Raw genomic sequence first — 15,605 nt, forward strand, 5'->3', positions numbered from 1 at the left:
AGACCCATGATACCCGGCCCGTTCCAGTTCCATCGGCCGCAATCGGTTGCCGATGCGGTGAAACTGCTCTCCAGCCTCGGGGATGAAGCGCGTCCGCTTGCCGGCGGCCATAGCCTCGTTCCCATGATGAAGCTGCGCCTCGCCACGCCCGAGCATCTCGTCGACCTGCACGGCATCGGCGCGCTGAAGGGCATCCGGCGCGAGGGCGACACGCTCGTCATCGGCGCCATGACCACCCAGCATGAGCTGGTGGCCTCGCCGGAGATCGCGGCGCTCGTGCCGATCGTCAAGGAAACCTCGCTGCAGATCGCCGAACCGCAGGTGCGCTATCGCGGCACGCTCGGCGGCAATGTCGCCAATGGCGATCCGGGCAATGACATGCCGGGGCTGATGATGGCGCTCGGCGCGCGCTACCGGCTGGAAGGGCCGGACGGCGTACGCGACGTCGATGCCGTCGATTTCTACCAGGGCGCCTATTTCACCGCGCTCGAGCCCGGCGAACTCCTGACCGAAATCGCGATCCCGGTTCCACCGTCCGGCCACGGCTACGCCTACGAGAAGCTGAAGCGGAAGATCGGCGACTATGCGACGGCCGCCGCCGCGGTGGTGTTGACGCTCTCCGCCGGCAAGGTGGCGACCTGTCGCATCGGCCTCACCAACCTGTCCGAGACGCCGCTTCTCGCCGAGGACGCCGCCGCCTGCGTGATCGGCATCACGCTCGACGAGGCGACGCTGGCCAAGGCCGCCGACCTCGCCCGCGCCGTCATGCAGCCGGCCGCCGACGGGCGCGGCCCGGCCGAATACCGCACGCATGTCGGCGGCATCATGGTCATGCGGGCGCTGAAGCGCGCTGCGGCCAGAGCCGCTTAAAGCATTTCCAGGAAAAGTGCGAAGCGGTTTTCCGTCCGGAAATGCGTAAAAACTCTAGGAGGAAACGATGGCAAAGACCCATGTGACGATGCGGGTGAACGGCAGCGAGGTCGAGGGCCTTGTCGAGCCGCGCACGCTGCTCGTGCATTTCATCCGCGAAAATCTCGCCCTGACCGGCACCCATATCGGCTGCGAGACCACCCATTGCGGCGCCTGCACCGTCGATCTCGATGGCATGTCGGTGAAAAGCTGCACCGTCTTCGCCGTGCAGGCCGAAGGTTCCGAGATCACCACCATCGAAGGCATGGCCAATGCGGACGGCACGTTGTCGGCCCTCCAGGAGGGTTTCCGCCAGATGCACGGGCTGCAATGCGGTTTCTGTACGCCCGGCATGATCGTGCGCGCCCACCGCCTGCTGAAGGAAAATCCCAACCCGAGCGAAGAGGAGATCCGCTTCGGCATCGCCGGCAATCTCTGTCGCTGCACCGGCTACCAGAACATCGTCAAGGCGATCCAATACGCTGCCGCCAAGATCAACGGCACGGAGTTCAGGGAGGCTGCGGAATGAACGACATGACCATCACGCGCGCCGAGCGCGAGGCCAAACTCGAAGGCATGGGCTGCAAGCGCAAGCGCGTCGAGGATATCCGGTTCACCCAGGGCAAGGGCAATTACGTCGACGACGTCAAGCTGCCCGGCATGCTGCACGGCGATTTCGTCCGCTCGCCGCATCCCCATGCCCGCATCAAATCGATCGACAAGGAGAAGGCGCTGAAAGTGCCGGGCGTGCTCGCCGTGCTGACGGCGGAGGACCTGAAGGGCGTCAACCTCGCCTGGATGCCGACGCTGGCCGGCGACGTGCAGATGGTGCTGGCGGACGGCAAGGTGCTGTTCCAGAACCAGGAAGTGGCCTTCGTCGTCGCCACCGACCGTTATGCGGCCGATGACGGCATCAATGCGGTCGAGGTGGAGTACGAGGCCCTACCTGTCCTCGTCGATCCGTTCCACGCCATGGACCCCGATGCACCGGTGTTGCGCGAGGACCTCGCAGGCAAGACGGAAGGCGCGCACGGCCCGCGAAGACACCACAACCACATCTTCGAATGGACCGTCGGCGACCGGGATTTGACGGATGCCGCCTTTCGCAAGGCGGAGGTGACGATCAAGGAGATGATCTCCTATCACCGCACGCACCCCTCCCCGCTGGAGACCTGCCAGTGCCTGTGTTCGTTCGACAAGGTGAAGGGGGAACTGACGATCTACGGCACCTTCCAGGCGCCGCACGTCATCCGCACCGTCGTGGCGCTGATCGCCAAGATTCCCGAGCACAAGATCCATGTGATCGCGCCGGATATCGGCGGCGGCTTCGGTAACAAGGTCGGCGCCTATCCGGGTTATATCTGCGCCGCCGTCGCCTCGATCGTCACGGGGCGGCCGGTGAAATGGGTCGAGGACCGCATCGAGAACCTTTGCGCCACCTCGTTCGCCCGCGACTACCACATGACGACCGAGATCGCCGCGACGAAGGAGGGCAAGGTCACGGGCCTGCGCGTGCATGTGCTCGCCGACCACGGCGCCTTCGATGCCTGTGCCGACCCGTCGAAATGGCCGGCCGGCTTCTTCAACATCGTCACCGGCTCCTATGATTTCCCCACCGCCCATCTCGCGGTCGACGGCGTCTATACCAACAAGGCGCCGGGCGGCGTCGCCTATCGCTGCTCCTTCCGGGTGACGGAGGCGGCTTATTGCATCGAGCGGGCGATGGATATCCTCGCCCAGAAGCTCGGCATGGACCCGGCCGAACTGCGGCTGAAGAATTTCATCCGCCAGGAGCAGTTCCCCTATCACTCGGCGCTCGGCTGGGAATATGATTCCGGCGACTACCACACCGCCATGAAGAAGATGATGGAGGTGGTGGATTATGCCGGCCTGCGCCGCGAGCAGGCGGAAAAGCGCGCGGCCTTCCAGCGCGGCGAGACCCGCGAGATCATGGGCCTCGGCATTTCCTTCTTCACCGAGATCGTCGGCGCCGGCCCGTCGAAGAACTGCGACATCCTCGGCATCGCCATGTTCGACAGCTGCGAGATCCGGCTCCACCCGACCGGTGCCGGCATCGCCCGCATGGGCACGAAAAGCCAGGGCCAGGGTCACGAGACGACCTGGGCGCAGATCATCGCCACGGAGATCGGCATTCCCGCCGACGACATCATGGTCGAGGAAGGCAACACCGACACCGCGCCCTACGGGCTCGGCACCTACGGTTCGCGCTCCACGCCCGTCGCGGGTGCCGCGATCGCCATGGCGGCGCGCAAGGTGAAGGCCAAGGCGCAGATGATCGCCGCCTACCGGCTGGAGGTGCACGAGGACGACCTCGAATGGGATATCGACGGTTTTCGCGTGAAGGGCCTGCCGGAAAAATTCCTCGGCATGAAGGACATCTGCTGGATCGCCTACAATGCGCCGCCGCCCGGCATGGAGCCGGGCCTGGAGGCGGTGAGCTATTACGATCCGCCGAACATGACCTATCCCTTCGGCGCCTATCTCTGCGTCATGGATATCGACGTCGATACCGGCGTCTACAAGGTGCGCCGCTTCTACGCGCTCGACGATTGCGGCACGCGCATCAACCCGATGATCATCGAGGGGCAGGTGCATGGCGGGCTGACGGAAGCCTTCGCGATCGCCATGGGCCAGGAGATCCGCTACGACGAGAACGGCAATGTGGTGACCGGCTCGTTCATGGACTTCTTCCTGCCGACGGCGGTGGAAACGCCGCATTGGGAGACCGATTTCACCGTCACGCCCTCGCCGCACCACCCGATCGGCGCCAAGGGTGTCGGCGAAAGCCCGAATGTCGGCGGCGTGCCGGCCTTCTCCAACGCCGTCAACGACGCCTTCTCGTTCCTGGGATCGACGCATATCCAGATGCCGCACGATTTCTGGCGCAACTGGCAGGCGGCGAAGACGCTCGGCGCGGTGTAGGATTGGTCCGATGCGCAGGTTTCGCCCCTCATCCCGCTGCCGCGACCTTCTCCCCGCAAGCGGGGAGAAGGGGCAGGAGGCTTGGCCTTCCTTCATCTTGTTTAGGGAAAACGGTGCATCGTTCTCCTTCTCCCCGCTTGCGGGGAGAAGGTGCCGGCAGGCCTCCCGCCATGCGACGGATGGGGCCACGACATGAACACGCTCTCCCGCCCCGAAATCGGCGAGCGTTTGGCGAGCGCCGGCTACATTGCCGACCGCGACCTGACGGTCGCCCTCTCGCTGATGCAGATGCTCTCCCGCCCCCTGCTGCTGGAAGGTGAGGCCGGCGTCGGCAAGACGGCGGTCGCCTATGCCATCGCATCGGTGCACGAGACGGAACTGATCCGGCTGCAATGCTACGAGGGGCTGGACCAGTCGGCGGCGCTCTACGAGTGGAACTACCAGCGCCAGCTGCTGGCCATCCAGGCCCGGCAGGGCGAGGCGGCCGGCGGGCTGGAAGACGCGGTCTTTTCCGAAAAATACCTGATGGAACGTCCGCTGCTCGCGGCCATCCGCCGGCAGAAGGCGCCGGTGCTGCTGATCGACGAGATCGACCGGGCCGACGAGGAATTCGAAGCGTTCCTCCTGGAACTGCTCTCCGATTTCCAGGTCTCCATTCCCGAACTCGGCACGATCACCGCCACGACGATCCCGCATGTCGTGCTGACCTCGAACGGCACGCGCGAGCTTTCCGATGCGCTCCGGCGGCGCTGCCTCTATCACCATATCGACTATCCCGATGTCGAGCGCGAGGCGCGTATCATCCTCGCCCGCATCGAAGGGGCCGGCGCGGCGCTCGCCCTGCAGATCGCCCGCATGGTCGAGAACATCCGCAAGGAGGACCTGCGCAAGGTGCCGGGCGTCGCCGAAACGCTGGACTGGGCGGCGGTGCTCGTCGGCCTCGATATTGCCGACCTGAAGGACGATCCCGAAGCGGTGCACGAGACGCTGGCCTGCCTGCTCAAGACCCGCGAGGACAAGGCGCGCTTCCGCCGCGAAGTCACCGAGCGCCTGTTGGGGAGGGTGGCATGAGCTGTTGCGGCACGCCCCTAACCCCGGAGGAATCGAGCGCGGTCGGCCGTCTCATCGCGGAAAAGCTGTCGGCCTTCCTGAAGACGCTGCGCGACAACGGCTTTTCCGTCGGGCTCGGCGAGGGCCGCGATGCCGCAGCGCTGATGGCCGCCGGCTATGCGGAAAAGCCCGGCCTGCTGCGCTCCGCCCTGAAACATCTGTTTTCCGCCCGCCGCAGCGAATGGGAGCGGTTCGACGGCATTTTCGATGCCTTCTGGCTGGGAAAACGCGTACGCAGCCGGAGCGCGGCTTCGGGACATGTCGGCCCAGGCCTGAAAGCCCTGGAGGGCGGCGGGGCGAAGGGCGGCGCGGTTTCTGATCAGGCCCCTGCCGACGGCGGAGAGGGCGTGGGCGGCGGCGAAAGCCGGATGGAGGGCGCCTCCGCCGTCGAGACGCTTTCCGGCATCGACCTCCGAAAACTCTCCGATCCGGCGGACATGGCGCGGGCGCATGACATCGCCGCCGATCTCGCGCGGGCGATGCGCACGCGGCTCACCCGCCGCGATCTCGCCCGCCGGCGCGGCTACCGCATCGACCTGCGCCGCACGATCCACGGCAATATCGGCCATGGCGGCGTGCCGCTGGATCTCGTCCGGCGCCGGCGCAAGGAAAAGCCGCTGCGCCTCGTCATGCTGCTCGACGCCTCCGGCTCGATGACGCCCTATACGGGGCTCTTCCTGCGCTTCATGCATGGCGTGCTCGACGCCTTTCGCGAGTCGGAGGCCTTCCTCTTCCACACCCGGCTTGCCCATGTCTCCGACGCCATGAAGGAGCGCGATGCGCAACGCGCCCTCGACCGGCTGTCCATGATGGCGGAGGGCGCCGGCGGCGGCACGCGCATCGGCGAATGCCTCGCCACCTTCAACCGCTGGCATGCCGCCCGCGTCATCCATTCGCGCACCTGCGTGATGATCGTCTCGGACGGCTACGAGACGGGCGATGCCGCGCAGCTGGCTCGGGAGATGGCGGCGCTGCGCCGCCGCTGCCGGCGTATTGCCTGGCTGAACCCGATGATGGGCTGGGACGGCTATGCGCCGGAGGCGGCCGGCATCCGCGCCGCGCTGCCGTTCGTCGACCTGCATGCGCCGGCCAATACGCTCGAAAGCCTTGCGGCGCTCGAACCCTATCTTGCGAAACTCTGAGGGAGGTCGCGATGAACGCCCATGTCGATGTGATGGATCTCGCCAATCGCCTCAAATCCGCCGAGGAAGCCTTCGTGCTCGCCACCGTCGTGCGCACCGTCTCGGTGACCGCGGCCAAGGCCGGCGCCAAGGCGGTGATCCGCCCGGACGGCACGATCGTCGCCGGCTGGATCGGCGGCGGCTGCGCCCGCGGCGCGGTGCTGCGTGCCGCCCGGCAGGCGCTGATGGACGGCAAGGCGCGGCTGATCTCGGTGCAGCCGAAGGAGCTTCTGGCCGAACACGGCGTTGCGGCCGGCGAATTGCGCGAAGGCATCCAGTTCTCCGCCAACATGTGCCCCAGCAAGGGCACGATGGACATCTTCATCGAGCCGGTGCTGCCGCGCCCGGCGCTCGTCGTGTTCGGGGCGAGCCCCGTCGCGATGGCGGTGGTGGAACAGGCCGCCCTGCTCGGCTTCCACATCACGCTCGCCGCACCCGCCGCCGACCGCGCCGCGCCGCCTATGGCTGATGTCGTGGTGGATGGATTTGCCATTGCCGAACCGCCGGTCGGCAAGATTTTCGCGCTGGTCGCCACCCAGGGCAGCGGCGACCTCGCCGCACTCCAGGCGGCGCTCGCCCTTGAGGCCGAATATTACGGTTTCGTCGGAAGCGGGCGGAAGATGGCCGCGCTCAAGGCCGATCTGTCCCACGCGGACATTCCGCCCGAGCGGCTCGACCGGATCAAGGGACCGGCAGGCCTCGATCTCGGCGCCATCACGCCGGAGGAAATCGCCCTGTCCATCCTCGCCGAAATTCTCGTCATCCGCCGCCGCGACCAGCGTGGCGACACCACCACAGCCTGAAAGGACATTTCTCATGGACATGAACGGCAGCGAACGGATCGAAGCCCCGGTGCAGACCGTCTGGCAGGCGCTGAACGATCCGGAGATCCTGCGCCAGTGCATTCCCGGTTGCGAGACGCTGGAAAAGACCTCCGACACGGAGATGACGGCGACCGTCGCGCTGAAGGTCGGGCCGGTGAAGGCGCGCTTCCAGGGCACGGTCCAGCTCCTGAACCTCGACCCGCCGCATTCCTACACGATCAGCGGCGAAGGCAAGGGCGGCATGGTCGGCTTCGCCAAGGGCGGCGCGGATGTGGCGCTCGCCGAAGACGGGCCGGATGCGACCCTGCTCACCTATGTCGTCAAGGCCGAGGTCGGTGGCAAGATCGCCCAGCTCGGCAGCCGGCTGATCGATTCCACGGCGAAAAAACTGGCGGCGCAGTTCTTTGCCGACTTTACTCAGAAGGTCGCAAGGGTGCGGGAAGAGATTGCGAGTTGAGCCTCTAATGCCATGAAAACGCCGGCAACAACGAACCGAGCTATTGAAACCATTGCGGCGCGAGAAATGAAGAATGATACAACAAAAGCCTTGCCAACCGGGTCGTTCCACATATGCGTCAAAGCCAAAAGGGGCCTCTCCCTCTGGTTCCATCATGTCAGCTCGATTGGGCCCGGAGCTGTCGAGCAGAGCGGCGGTGATCATGTACACCATGCCCAAGACTGGCGAACTCTTCGATTTAGAAGGCAGGAGCCATAACGTAAGTCCACATAGCGTTGCCGGGGCGTGAGCCGAGCCATTCCGCTGTGAGTGTTGAACCGTTGTCTCAGCAAGGTGCGTCATCCACATTGAAGGCTCGTTCTGCAAAGCTCCATAATGCGGCGGCCAAGCTGCGATTAGAGCGGCGCAATTCCGTGAAAGGCGTGAGTGAGCAATTCACGGAGTGGTTGACGATGAAGTGGACGAGGATTCCAATATGGATTGGAAAGTGCCTGATCAAGTGCCGCGTCGATGCCATCTTCCCGCATGCCGAGATCCTTGAGCGCCATTGTCGCACCGAGGCGGCTGGAAAGCTCGTAGAGTCCCCGTGCCGGCTCCGTGGAGCCAAGCGCTCGATTCACACGCGCCATCGCGTCGGGCGTAGCGGCGCGATTGTATGCCACTACATGTGGCAAGACCGCCGTGTGAAGCTGCGCATGGGGAAGATCAAACATCCCACCGAGCGTGTGGCAGAGCTTGTGATGCAGCGCCATTCCGACTGAGCCAAGGCAAACGCCGCACAGCCAGGCACCGTAGAGAACATCGCTTCTCGCCGAAACGCTCGTCGCATCCTGCTGGAGCACTGGCAACCCGCCCGCGATGGCGGAAGTTCCCTCTTCGGCCATCAAGCAGGTCACGGGATTTGTTTCGCGGGCGTAAAGAGCCTCGACGGCATGTGCGATCGCATTCATTCCACTGGTCACCGACATGGTGAACGGAAGCGTCATCGTTAAATCAACATCGTAGATGATGACTTCCGGTAATATAGACGGGGCCGACTTCGTCACCTTCCGACCGTTTTCAGTCTCGCCTAAGATCGGAGTGGCTTCCGAACCCGCATATGTGGTCGGAACCACTATCTGTGGCAGGTCTGTCCGAAAAGCGATCGCTTTGCCGAGACCGATCGTGGATCCGCCGCCTATCGCCAAGAGGCCGTCTGCTCGAGTTTCCGTGACCACTTCCATAGCCTCTGCAGTGACTTCGGTAGGCGTATGCATCTTAGCTTTCGAGAAGAGGCCGACACTTCGATCGCCGAGTTTTTGCGCAATCGCGGCGGCTTGATCGGCCTGCTCGGGTGTTGCGAGCACAAGCAACCGCTGAATGCCGAGCCTTTCGGCTTCCTCCCTCAGGCGCGAGATCGTGCCCTGGCCAAAAATCACGCGGCCAGGATTTCCGTTGTAGACAAAGTTATGCAACGCTGCCTCCTATCGGGTCTGGTCAGGGCGGACGAGAACGAAGTCGTAGTCGGACCTCCACTGAGTGGAACCGTCCGTCACCTTTTCGAAAGGCGCAACGAGGGTTTTCTTCACACCAAAGACGGTGTCAGATTCCAGATAAGGATCACCCCCAACGAATGTGTGCGTCACCAATTTCTGAAAGCCGTCAGCCCTGACCATGTAATGCATATGGGCTGGACGAAATGGATGGCGGCCGAGATTGCCTAACATCGTACCGACGGGGCCATCATCGGGGATCGGATAGGAAACCGGCTTTATACCGACAAAGCTGTAGTGCCCATCAGCTCCTGTAACGAAAACTCCGCGGTTGTTCCACTTGGGTTGCACGTCCGGCTGTTGAACATCGTAGTAACCCTCGGCATTGTCCGACCATACATCGATCCGCGCACCTTCAATCGGATTTCCACCGAGGTCGATGACCCGACCTATAAACAGGCATGTCTCGCCTTTACCATCAAGACAGATGCTGTCGCCCATGGAACGGACCGGCGCGCCTTCGACGTGAAACGGACCAAAGACAGTGTTCTCGGTTGCGCCCTCAGGACGACGATTATTGATCGCGTCGACGAGCATCGAGAATCCGAGCGTGTCGGAAAGGAGAATGAATTCCTGTCGTTCTTGGCTGCAGATCTGACCGGTTCGTGTCAGAAACTCGATGCCGATCTCCCATTCGTCCTGTGTTAACTCAATCTCGCGAGCAAAAGCGTGCAGGTGCTTGACGAGGCTAGACATCACGACCGCGAAGCGAGCGTCGGTTTCAGCCCCCATCCGGCCGTTCACTGCTTCCACGGAATTGTCCTCGGTAAAATACCTAGCGGAGGTAGAACCCTCAGAAGGTCGAGTGGTCATTGCATACTCCTCTCTAGTTGATTTCCGACTTTTGCCGTGACAGTGGTTCTCTTCAAACCGCAAGAGGCGACATTTGCCTGCCGGTACAGATCGGAAGCGTGGCAGGCGTTCGTAACCTGGAGCCCATGGCATCGGTCGACGGCGTCTTCGTCAGCCCCTCCAGCCTTGCGGTGGCGCTCTGGCATCTCGGAAATCTCGCGCACGAAGACGTGCAGCGCGAAATCAAGGACATCTTCGACAAGGTGCGCGATGCGAATATGCCCGTCGGCATCTTCGCGACGGCGGAGGCCGCTGCACGGTGCTATATCGAGATGGGCAGCTTTCATCGCGATTGGCAGCGATATGGGCCTTCTGGTCCGCGGGGCCGACGACTTGCTCGCCCGCTTCAGGCCTGCAGATGGGTACGGAAAAGCCCCCTGAATTGCGTGTAACTGGCAAAGCCCAGGCATTTTGAGGTTCGAAGCACCGTCGTCTCGCCGACGCAGCAGGCTTGCGCCAGCGAACCGGCTGTGCCGAAAGCCACCAGGTAAGGCTCTTCAAGCGCCGTGCGCAGCACCACACGAACCCTCCGCGGCAAGGAAAGCTGCCGTTTGACGATCGTGCGCTTGAGTTCGCCGATATCGGCCGGGGGAAAGGGCATAATCCACCTCCTTTGCAATGGATACCGCGCATTGGAATTTGCCGACTTCACGTCGGGAAAAGCGTGACGACGTAATCGGCGATCAGTTTCAGGGACAGAACCAGAAGGGCGATCTGGATGACCAGGTAGAACAGCTTTTCCGGAATGACGCGCGTCAGCTTCGCGCCTGCGAAGGTGCCGGCGATCGCGCTCGGTAGGAGCCATAACGCCACGGTCGCATCGAAGCGCGAAAACAGCCGCAATTCCCAGTAGGGGGCGATCTTCGCCGCGTTGATCGCGGCGAAGAGGATGGTCGAGGTGCCGGCGAACGTCACCTTGTCGAGACGCTGCGGCAGCACGTAGATCTGGAAGGGCGGCGCGCCCGAATGCGAGACGAAGCTCGTCAGGCCTGCGAGCGTTCCCCAGAAGAGGCCCGCGGGCACGTCGGCCCGCCGCACGGTCTTGCGAAAGCGCGCGCCGACCCAGGCGTTGAAGCAGCCGAGCAGCCCCACCAGCCCAACCAGCATGCCGATGAAGAGGCTCGGCAGGTGCGCGCTGAAGGCCCATCCGAGACAGACGCCGAAGACCGCCGCGGGCATGAGGATGGCGAGGTTCCGGCTGGAGAAATCGCCGCGGTAGAGGTAGAGGCCGACCATGTCGCTGATGACGTAGATGGGAAGTAGAAGTGCTGCCGCCGTGACGGGCGACATCACCAGCGCCATCAGCGGAACCGCGAGCATGCCGACCGAGGCGAGGCCCCCCTTGGAGAGCCCAACAAGGAAGGCCGCGACCGTCGCCGTGACGATGACGAGGGACGTCATCTCGGTCATCCGTTCTTCCTGCCCTCCGTCGCCGCGCCGCGCAGCAGCTTCGCCATGGCGTGGACGGCGAGCTCATATCCATCGGCGCCGAATCCCTCGATGATGCCCTTGGCGGCGAGCGAGACGTAGGATGTATGGCGAAAGGCCTCGCGCCGGAAATTGTTGGAAAGGTGCAGCTCGAGCACCGGCCCGGGAAAGGCGAGCAGCGCGTCCATGATCGCGACCGAAGTGTGGGTGTAGGCGCCCGCATTGATAACGATGCCGGCCATGTCGGCGCGCGCCTCCTGAACCCAGGTAATGAGCTCGGTCTCGCTGTTGGACTGGCGGAAATCGATGACGAGGCCCAAGGGCTCCGCCGCCGTCTTCGCCAGCCGTTCCAGGTCGGCCAGCGTCGAATGGCCATAGATTTCCGGCTGCCGCGTCCCGAGCATGTTGAGGTTCGGACCATTCAGGACCAGCACCTTGCAATCGCCGCTCATTCCCGTTTCCCCCATTGGCCGGCCGTTCGCGCGGCCTGCGCCGCGCTGAGCAAGGCGCGCGTCGCCGCCCCGCAGATGCGCGCCCTCTCCAGCGGCGACAGCCCGGCATAGGCCGCGCACGGCGCTTCGACCGCAACCGCGATATCGGCCGGCAGCGCGTGCATCAGGTCCACCAGTGGCAGTTCTCCCTCGCCTGGATAAAAGCGCCCGCTGCGGCCCTCGTAGCGCAGGCGCTCCAGATCCGGCGGCCGGGCCGCAGCCGCGTCGCACAGATGGACATAGGGAAAGAGCGCCGGGGAAAGCCCTACGAGATCCGCGGGCTTTCCGCCCGAACGCATGAGATGGAGCGCGTCGATCAGGAGGCGCGCATTGGGGCGGCGGACCTCGTCGAGCAGGCGGAACGCTTTCGGCAGCGTGTTCAGCGCGACATAGGACATCATCTCCAGCGCCACGCCGATCCCGAAGCCTGCCGCGAGATCGCACAGTCCTGCGAAATTGTCCCTGAGTCTGCCCGCCTCCGGATCATTGCCGACGACGAGGAGATGGTTCGCTCCAAGGCGCGCGCCAAGTTCCAGCGCCGGCCTGAGACGCACGACATCGGTCTCCGGCGTCAGCCAGACGGCTTCGATATCGAAAACGCGGATCCCGGTCGCGTCCAGCCGGCGCTCGATGTCGCGGATCAACACCTCGTCGCCGATGACAGGCACGATCCGGTCGGTCGGCATGGGCGGAACGATGCGAAGGCCGATGGCGTCGAACCGGCCGGCCGCGGCCGCGTCGACGAGGGTCAGCGGGTCCGCGTCGATCAGCGTCAGATGGGCCAGTGATAGAAAAGCCGGATTGCCGTGGGGTGAGCGCGTCATGGTCGCAGCACTCCTGGTAGTCGCAGCGCTCGACGCACGGAGCGGCGTTTCTGCCGGCCGCTCATGGCGCGCCGTCCAATGCGGTTCGCGCCAGCCAGGCGGCGCCGCGCGCATAGAGCGCCTCGACCTGTGGGCCTTTCACGCCCGGCATGTCCTCCTTGACCTTGTAGCCGATGCCGGTCTGCATGTAGGCGAGATGGCGATAGCCCTGGGGGAAGCGCTCGAGCAACGCCTTGTCCAGCACCAGCGTCGCCGACGGATTGACCGGCGAGACTGTGTCCTTTTCATAGATAGGCTGGCGCAGAACGAGGCCCCAGGCACCGCGCCGCTTTTCCAGGAAGTCGTAGAACCGGCCGGTGCACACCACGTCGCAGACGATGTCGCCGATCCGGCCGCGCTGGGAGATCGTCATCTTCGTCTGGGCGATCGCTCGGTCGCCGGAAAGATCGATCGAGGTTCCGCCGAGGAAATGCAGGATGCTGACGCCCTTCTCCCAGCCTTCCTTGCTGACGCGGATAAATTCGTCGGCGCTGCCCTGGAACCAGGTCGCCATCATCCGGCCGTCCGCGTGCCAGACTGAGCGGAAACGCTCCCAATGGCCCGCATCGCGCCAGACCACCCAGTTTTCCAGGAGGTCCCTTATCTCAAGGCGATCCCGGAGCGCCACCTCCAGCGCCGTGGATGACAGGGTGCTGCCGGCTCGCACGGTCTCGGTCATCTTTGCTCCATTTGTTCTTCATAATGAACTCAGTTTTATATATGAACTATGCTAATTGGGCAAGCAGCAGGTCGCGGCCACCTAATGATGCGCGAGAATCTCTCCGAGAAAGGCTTTGGCGCGCGGATGCTGCGGCGACTGGAAAAACGTCTCCGGCGGTGCCTCTTCGATGACCATGCCGTCGGCCATGAACACCACGCGGTCGGCGACCTGCCGGGCGAAGCCCATTTCGTGGGTGACGCAGATCATCGTCATGCCGTCGCGGGCAAGGCTGATCATGGTGTCCAGCACCTCCTTGACCATTTCCGGATCGAGCGCGCTGGTCGGCTCGTCGAACAGCATGACCTTGGGCTCCATGCACAGCGCGCGGGCGATCGCGACGCGCTGCTGCTGGCCGCCGGAAAGCTGGGCGGGATATTTTTCGGCCTGTTCCAGGATGCGCACCCTTTCGAGAAGCTGCCGCGCCGTCTTTTCCGCTTCGCCCTGGGCGATTCCGCGCACGCGCCGGGGGGCGAGCGTGCAGTTCTCCAGCACCGTCATGTGCGGGAAGAGGTTGAAGCTCTGAAAGACCATGCCGACCTCGCGCCGCACGGCCTCGACCGCCTTGCCGTCATCGAGATTGATGCCGTCCACCAGCACGCGCCCCTTCTGGAAGGGTTCGAGGCCGTTGATGCAGCGGATGAGCGTCGACTTGCCGGATCCCGACGGGCCGCAGATGACGATCTTCTCGCCCTTGCCGACGGTGAGGCTCACATCCTTCAGGGCGTGGAACACGCCGAACCATTTGTTCAGGTCGCGCATCTCGATGAAGACGCCGTCCGTCGCGGCGAGATCCCTGTTCGTCGTCATGTATCCTCCCGGTTTCTCGCGCCGCATGCGGCTTCGCCGCAGCCAAAGCCCCGCGTAACGCAGGGCCGACCCCGGCGTTTTGCACGTTCCCGTCGCTTGAACGGCCCGCGGCGCCATGCTCTTCCACCCGAGCGGCAACGTAACAAAGTTCCGTTTTCTGTCAACATCAAATGATGTATCATTGATTAAGTCTTGATGCCTCACATGGCGCTAAAATGATGTGTCGCGAGAAAGAATAGCGCGCGCAACGGTGTGCGTCATGCACGTTTGCCTCGCCCTTCGAATGGGTGTGGCATCAAATCATCAGGTGGCGGTGCACCCTCATTTGAGGCGATCGCCCCGTCTTTGCAAGAACGACGGCATGCGCTATGGAATGAGCAAAGGAAGAGGATTCATGGTCTCAACACGCCCAAGGATACAGGACATTGCCCGGGTTTCGGGCCTGAGCTCGGCGACCGTCGACCGCGTGCTGAACAGTCGGCCGGGCGTCAGCGCCAAGGCCGTCGATCTCGTGCGCGACGCCATTCAGAAGCTGGCCGAGAACGGCCCGGAAGAGCGCAGCGACCTCGGCGTCTACGACATCATCCTGCCCCGCAATGCCGGCCTTTCCACGGAATATCTCGCCGCCGCCTTCCGCTACCATGCGGACCTATGCAAGGTGCAGCACCGCGTGACCTTCGTCGAGCGCCTCAACCCGCAGAGCCTTTGCCGGGCGCTGCAGGCCTGCGCCGAACAGGGCACGAGCGGCGTCGCCTTCCAGGCGCTGGAGGACCCGACCGTTCGCGACACCGTCTCGCAGATGGCGAACCGGAACATTCCGCTGGTGACCGTTGTGTCGGACCTGTCGAGCATGGGTGTGAGCTATGTCGGCCTCGACAACCGCGCCGCCGGGCGCACGGCGGGTTATCTCATGGGGCTCCTGACCCGCGGCGCCGGGCCGATCGCCGTCCTCTGGGGCGGGCATCTCTACCGGGCGCATGACGAGCGCGAATTCGGCTTTCGCAGCGCACTCCGGACCGATTTCCCGAACCTCGAAATCCTCGACGTCACCTGTACGCAGGACGACACCGAGGAAGCCTATGAACGGCTTTCGGAGGTGCTGAAGCGGGACCCGAAGCTTGCCGGCGTCTATTGCGTCGGCGCCGGCATTATCGGGGCGATCAACGCCCTGAAGCGGCACGCCGGCGGCTCGTCGAGCTTCGTCATTGGCCACAATCTCACGGCCAACACCCGCGACTTCCTGCTCCAGCGCCGCATGGAGGTGGTCATCCACCAGGACATGACGGCGATCGCCGAAAAGGCCCTGCAATTCCTGGTCTCGGGCGCCGACAAGCCGCGCAGCCTGCGCGGCGAGGTCTCGATCTCCATCGTCACCCGCGAAAACATCTCGAACCACCTGAACCTGGACATGCTGCGCGACTACATGGTCAAGCATTGAGGCCGGCGCGTCCCGACGGCTGGCCCCTTGCCGAAGCCGGCGGCAGCGC

At 64.1% G+C, this 15,605-nt stretch carries 17 protein-coding genes; 9 read left to right on the forward strand and 8 right to left on the reverse strand.

Annotated elements, in window-relative coordinates:
• The first annotated feature begins 6 nt into the window (after window positions 1-6).
• The 7 genes from MUU56_RS12695 to MUU56_RS12725 all read left to right on the forward strand — a co-directional run bounded on the left by MUU56_RS12695 (window position 7) and on the right by MUU56_RS12725 (window position 7,424).
• Window positions 7-870, forward strand: coding sequence for an FAD binding domain-containing protein (locus tag MUU56_RS12695; protein ID WP_244767667.1), 864 nt, complete (start codon window positions 7-9; stop codon window positions 868-870).
• A 67-nt stretch (window positions 871-937) separates the two neighbouring features.
• Window positions 938-1,438, forward strand: a complete 501-nt coding sequence (locus MUU56_RS12700; protein WP_244767668.1) for a (2Fe-2S)-binding protein — start codon at window positions 938-940, stop codon at window positions 1,436-1,438.
• A complete protein-coding gene (locus tag MUU56_RS12705) occupies window positions 1,435-3,852 on the forward strand; it encodes an aerobic carbon-monoxide dehydrogenase large subunit (RefSeq protein WP_244767669.1) in 2,418 nt (805 codons plus the stop codon). The genes MUU56_RS12700 and MUU56_RS12705 overlap by 4 nt, the downstream gene beginning before the upstream one ends.
• 192 nt (window positions 3,853-4,044) lie before the next feature.
• On the forward strand, window positions 4,045-4,923 hold the full coding sequence (locus MUU56_RS12710) for an AAA family ATPase (RefSeq protein WP_244767670.1): 879 nt from the start codon (window positions 4,045-4,047) through the stop codon (window positions 4,921-4,923).
• Window positions 4,920-6,104, forward strand: a complete 1,185-nt coding sequence (locus tag MUU56_RS12715) for a vWA domain-containing protein (protein WP_244767671.1) — start codon at window positions 4,920-4,922, stop codon at window positions 6,102-6,104. The genes MUU56_RS12710 and MUU56_RS12715 overlap by 4 nt, the downstream gene beginning before the upstream one ends.
• An 11-nt stretch (window positions 6,105-6,115) precedes the next feature.
• A complete protein-coding gene (locus tag MUU56_RS12720) occupies window positions 6,116-6,946 on the forward strand; it encodes an XdhC family protein (protein WP_244767672.1) in 831 nt (276 codons plus the stop codon).
• A gap of 13 nt (window positions 6,947-6,959) precedes the next feature.
• Window positions 6,960-7,424, forward strand: a complete 465-nt coding sequence (locus MUU56_RS12725) for an SRPBCC family protein (protein WP_244767673.1) — start codon at window positions 6,960-6,962, stop codon at window positions 7,422-7,424.
• A 395-nt stretch (window positions 7,425-7,819) separates the two neighbouring features.
• Here the strand turns inward: MUU56_RS12725 and MUU56_RS12730 are convergent, their stop codons facing one another.
• Window positions 7,820-8,878: a maleylacetate reductase gene (locus MUU56_RS12730; protein ID WP_244767674.1), complete on the reverse strand. Its 1,059-nt coding sequence runs from the start codon at window positions 8,876-8,878 to the stop codon at window positions 7,820-7,822.
• 9 nt (window positions 8,879-8,887) lie between these two features.
• Window positions 8,888-9,769: an intradiol ring-cleavage dioxygenase gene (locus MUU56_RS12735; RefSeq protein WP_244767675.1), complete on the reverse strand. Its 882-nt coding sequence runs from the start codon at window positions 9,767-9,769 to the stop codon at window positions 8,888-8,890.
• Between the two features lie 125 nt (window positions 9,770-9,894).
• Between MUU56_RS12735 and MUU56_RS12740 the strand changes: the two genes are divergently transcribed.
• Window positions 9,895-10,200, forward strand: coding sequence for an aldolase/citrate lyase/malate synthase family protein (locus MUU56_RS12740; protein ID WP_317633311.1), 306 nt, complete (start codon window positions 9,895-9,897; stop codon window positions 10,198-10,200).
• Here MUU56_RS12740 and MUU56_RS12745 read toward each other — a convergent pair.
• The 6 genes from MUU56_RS12745 to MUU56_RS12770 all read right to left on the reverse strand — a co-directional run bounded on the left by MUU56_RS12745 (window position 10,155) and on the right by MUU56_RS12770 (window position 14,070).
• Window positions 10,155-10,409 (reverse strand): MurR/RpiR family transcriptional regulator, encoded by a 255-nt coding sequence (locus MUU56_RS12745; RefSeq protein WP_244767676.1) that lies wholly within the window; start codon window positions 10,407-10,409, stop codon window positions 10,155-10,157. The genes MUU56_RS12740 and MUU56_RS12745 overlap by 46 nt on opposite strands.
• Before the next feature lie 47 nt (window positions 10,410-10,456).
• Window positions 10,457-11,218 carry a sulfite exporter TauE/SafE family protein gene (locus MUU56_RS12750; protein ID WP_244767677.1) on the reverse strand — a complete coding sequence of 254 codons (762 nt, stop codon included), beginning with the start codon at window positions 11,216-11,218 and terminating at the stop codon, window positions 10,457-10,459.
• Window positions 11,215-11,688, reverse strand: coding sequence for a type II 3-dehydroquinate dehydratase (aroQ, locus tag MUU56_RS12755; protein ID WP_244767678.1), 474 nt, complete (start codon window positions 11,686-11,688; stop codon window positions 11,215-11,217). The genes MUU56_RS12750 and aroQ overlap by 4 nt, the downstream gene beginning before the upstream one ends.
• Window positions 11,685-12,551 (reverse strand): sugar phosphate isomerase/epimerase family protein, encoded by an 867-nt coding sequence (locus tag MUU56_RS12760; protein ID WP_244767679.1) that lies wholly within the window; start codon window positions 12,549-12,551, stop codon window positions 11,685-11,687. The genes aroQ and MUU56_RS12760 overlap by 4 nt, the downstream gene beginning before the upstream one ends.
• Window positions 12,552-12,612: 61 nt before the next feature.
• Window positions 12,613-13,239 carry a nuclear transport factor 2 family protein gene (locus MUU56_RS12765; protein WP_244768098.1) on the reverse strand — a complete coding sequence of 209 codons (627 nt, stop codon included), beginning with the start codon at window positions 13,237-13,239 and terminating at the stop codon, window positions 12,613-12,615.
• 111 nt (window positions 13,240-13,350) lie between these two features.
• Window positions 13,351-14,070: an amino acid ABC transporter ATP-binding protein gene (locus MUU56_RS12770; RefSeq protein WP_244768099.1), complete on the reverse strand. Its 720-nt coding sequence runs from the start codon at window positions 14,068-14,070 to the stop codon at window positions 13,351-13,353.
• A gap of 442 nt (window positions 14,071-14,512) precedes the next feature.
• Here MUU56_RS12770 and MUU56_RS12775 point away from each other — a divergent pair, with 442 nt between their 5' ends.
• The gene (locus MUU56_RS12775) at window positions 14,513-15,556 is read left to right on the forward strand and encodes a LacI family DNA-binding transcriptional regulator (RefSeq protein WP_244767680.1); all 1,044 of its coding nucleotides are present in this window, start codon (window positions 14,513-14,515) and stop codon (window positions 15,554-15,556) included.
• Window positions 15,557-15,605: the final 49 nt, after the last annotated feature.

It is taken from the genome of Shinella yambaruensis (assembly GCF_022899355.1).
In the GTDB taxonomy this organism is placed as follows: Bacteria; Pseudomonadota; Alphaproteobacteria; order Rhizobiales; family Rhizobiaceae; genus Shinella; species Shinella yambaruensis.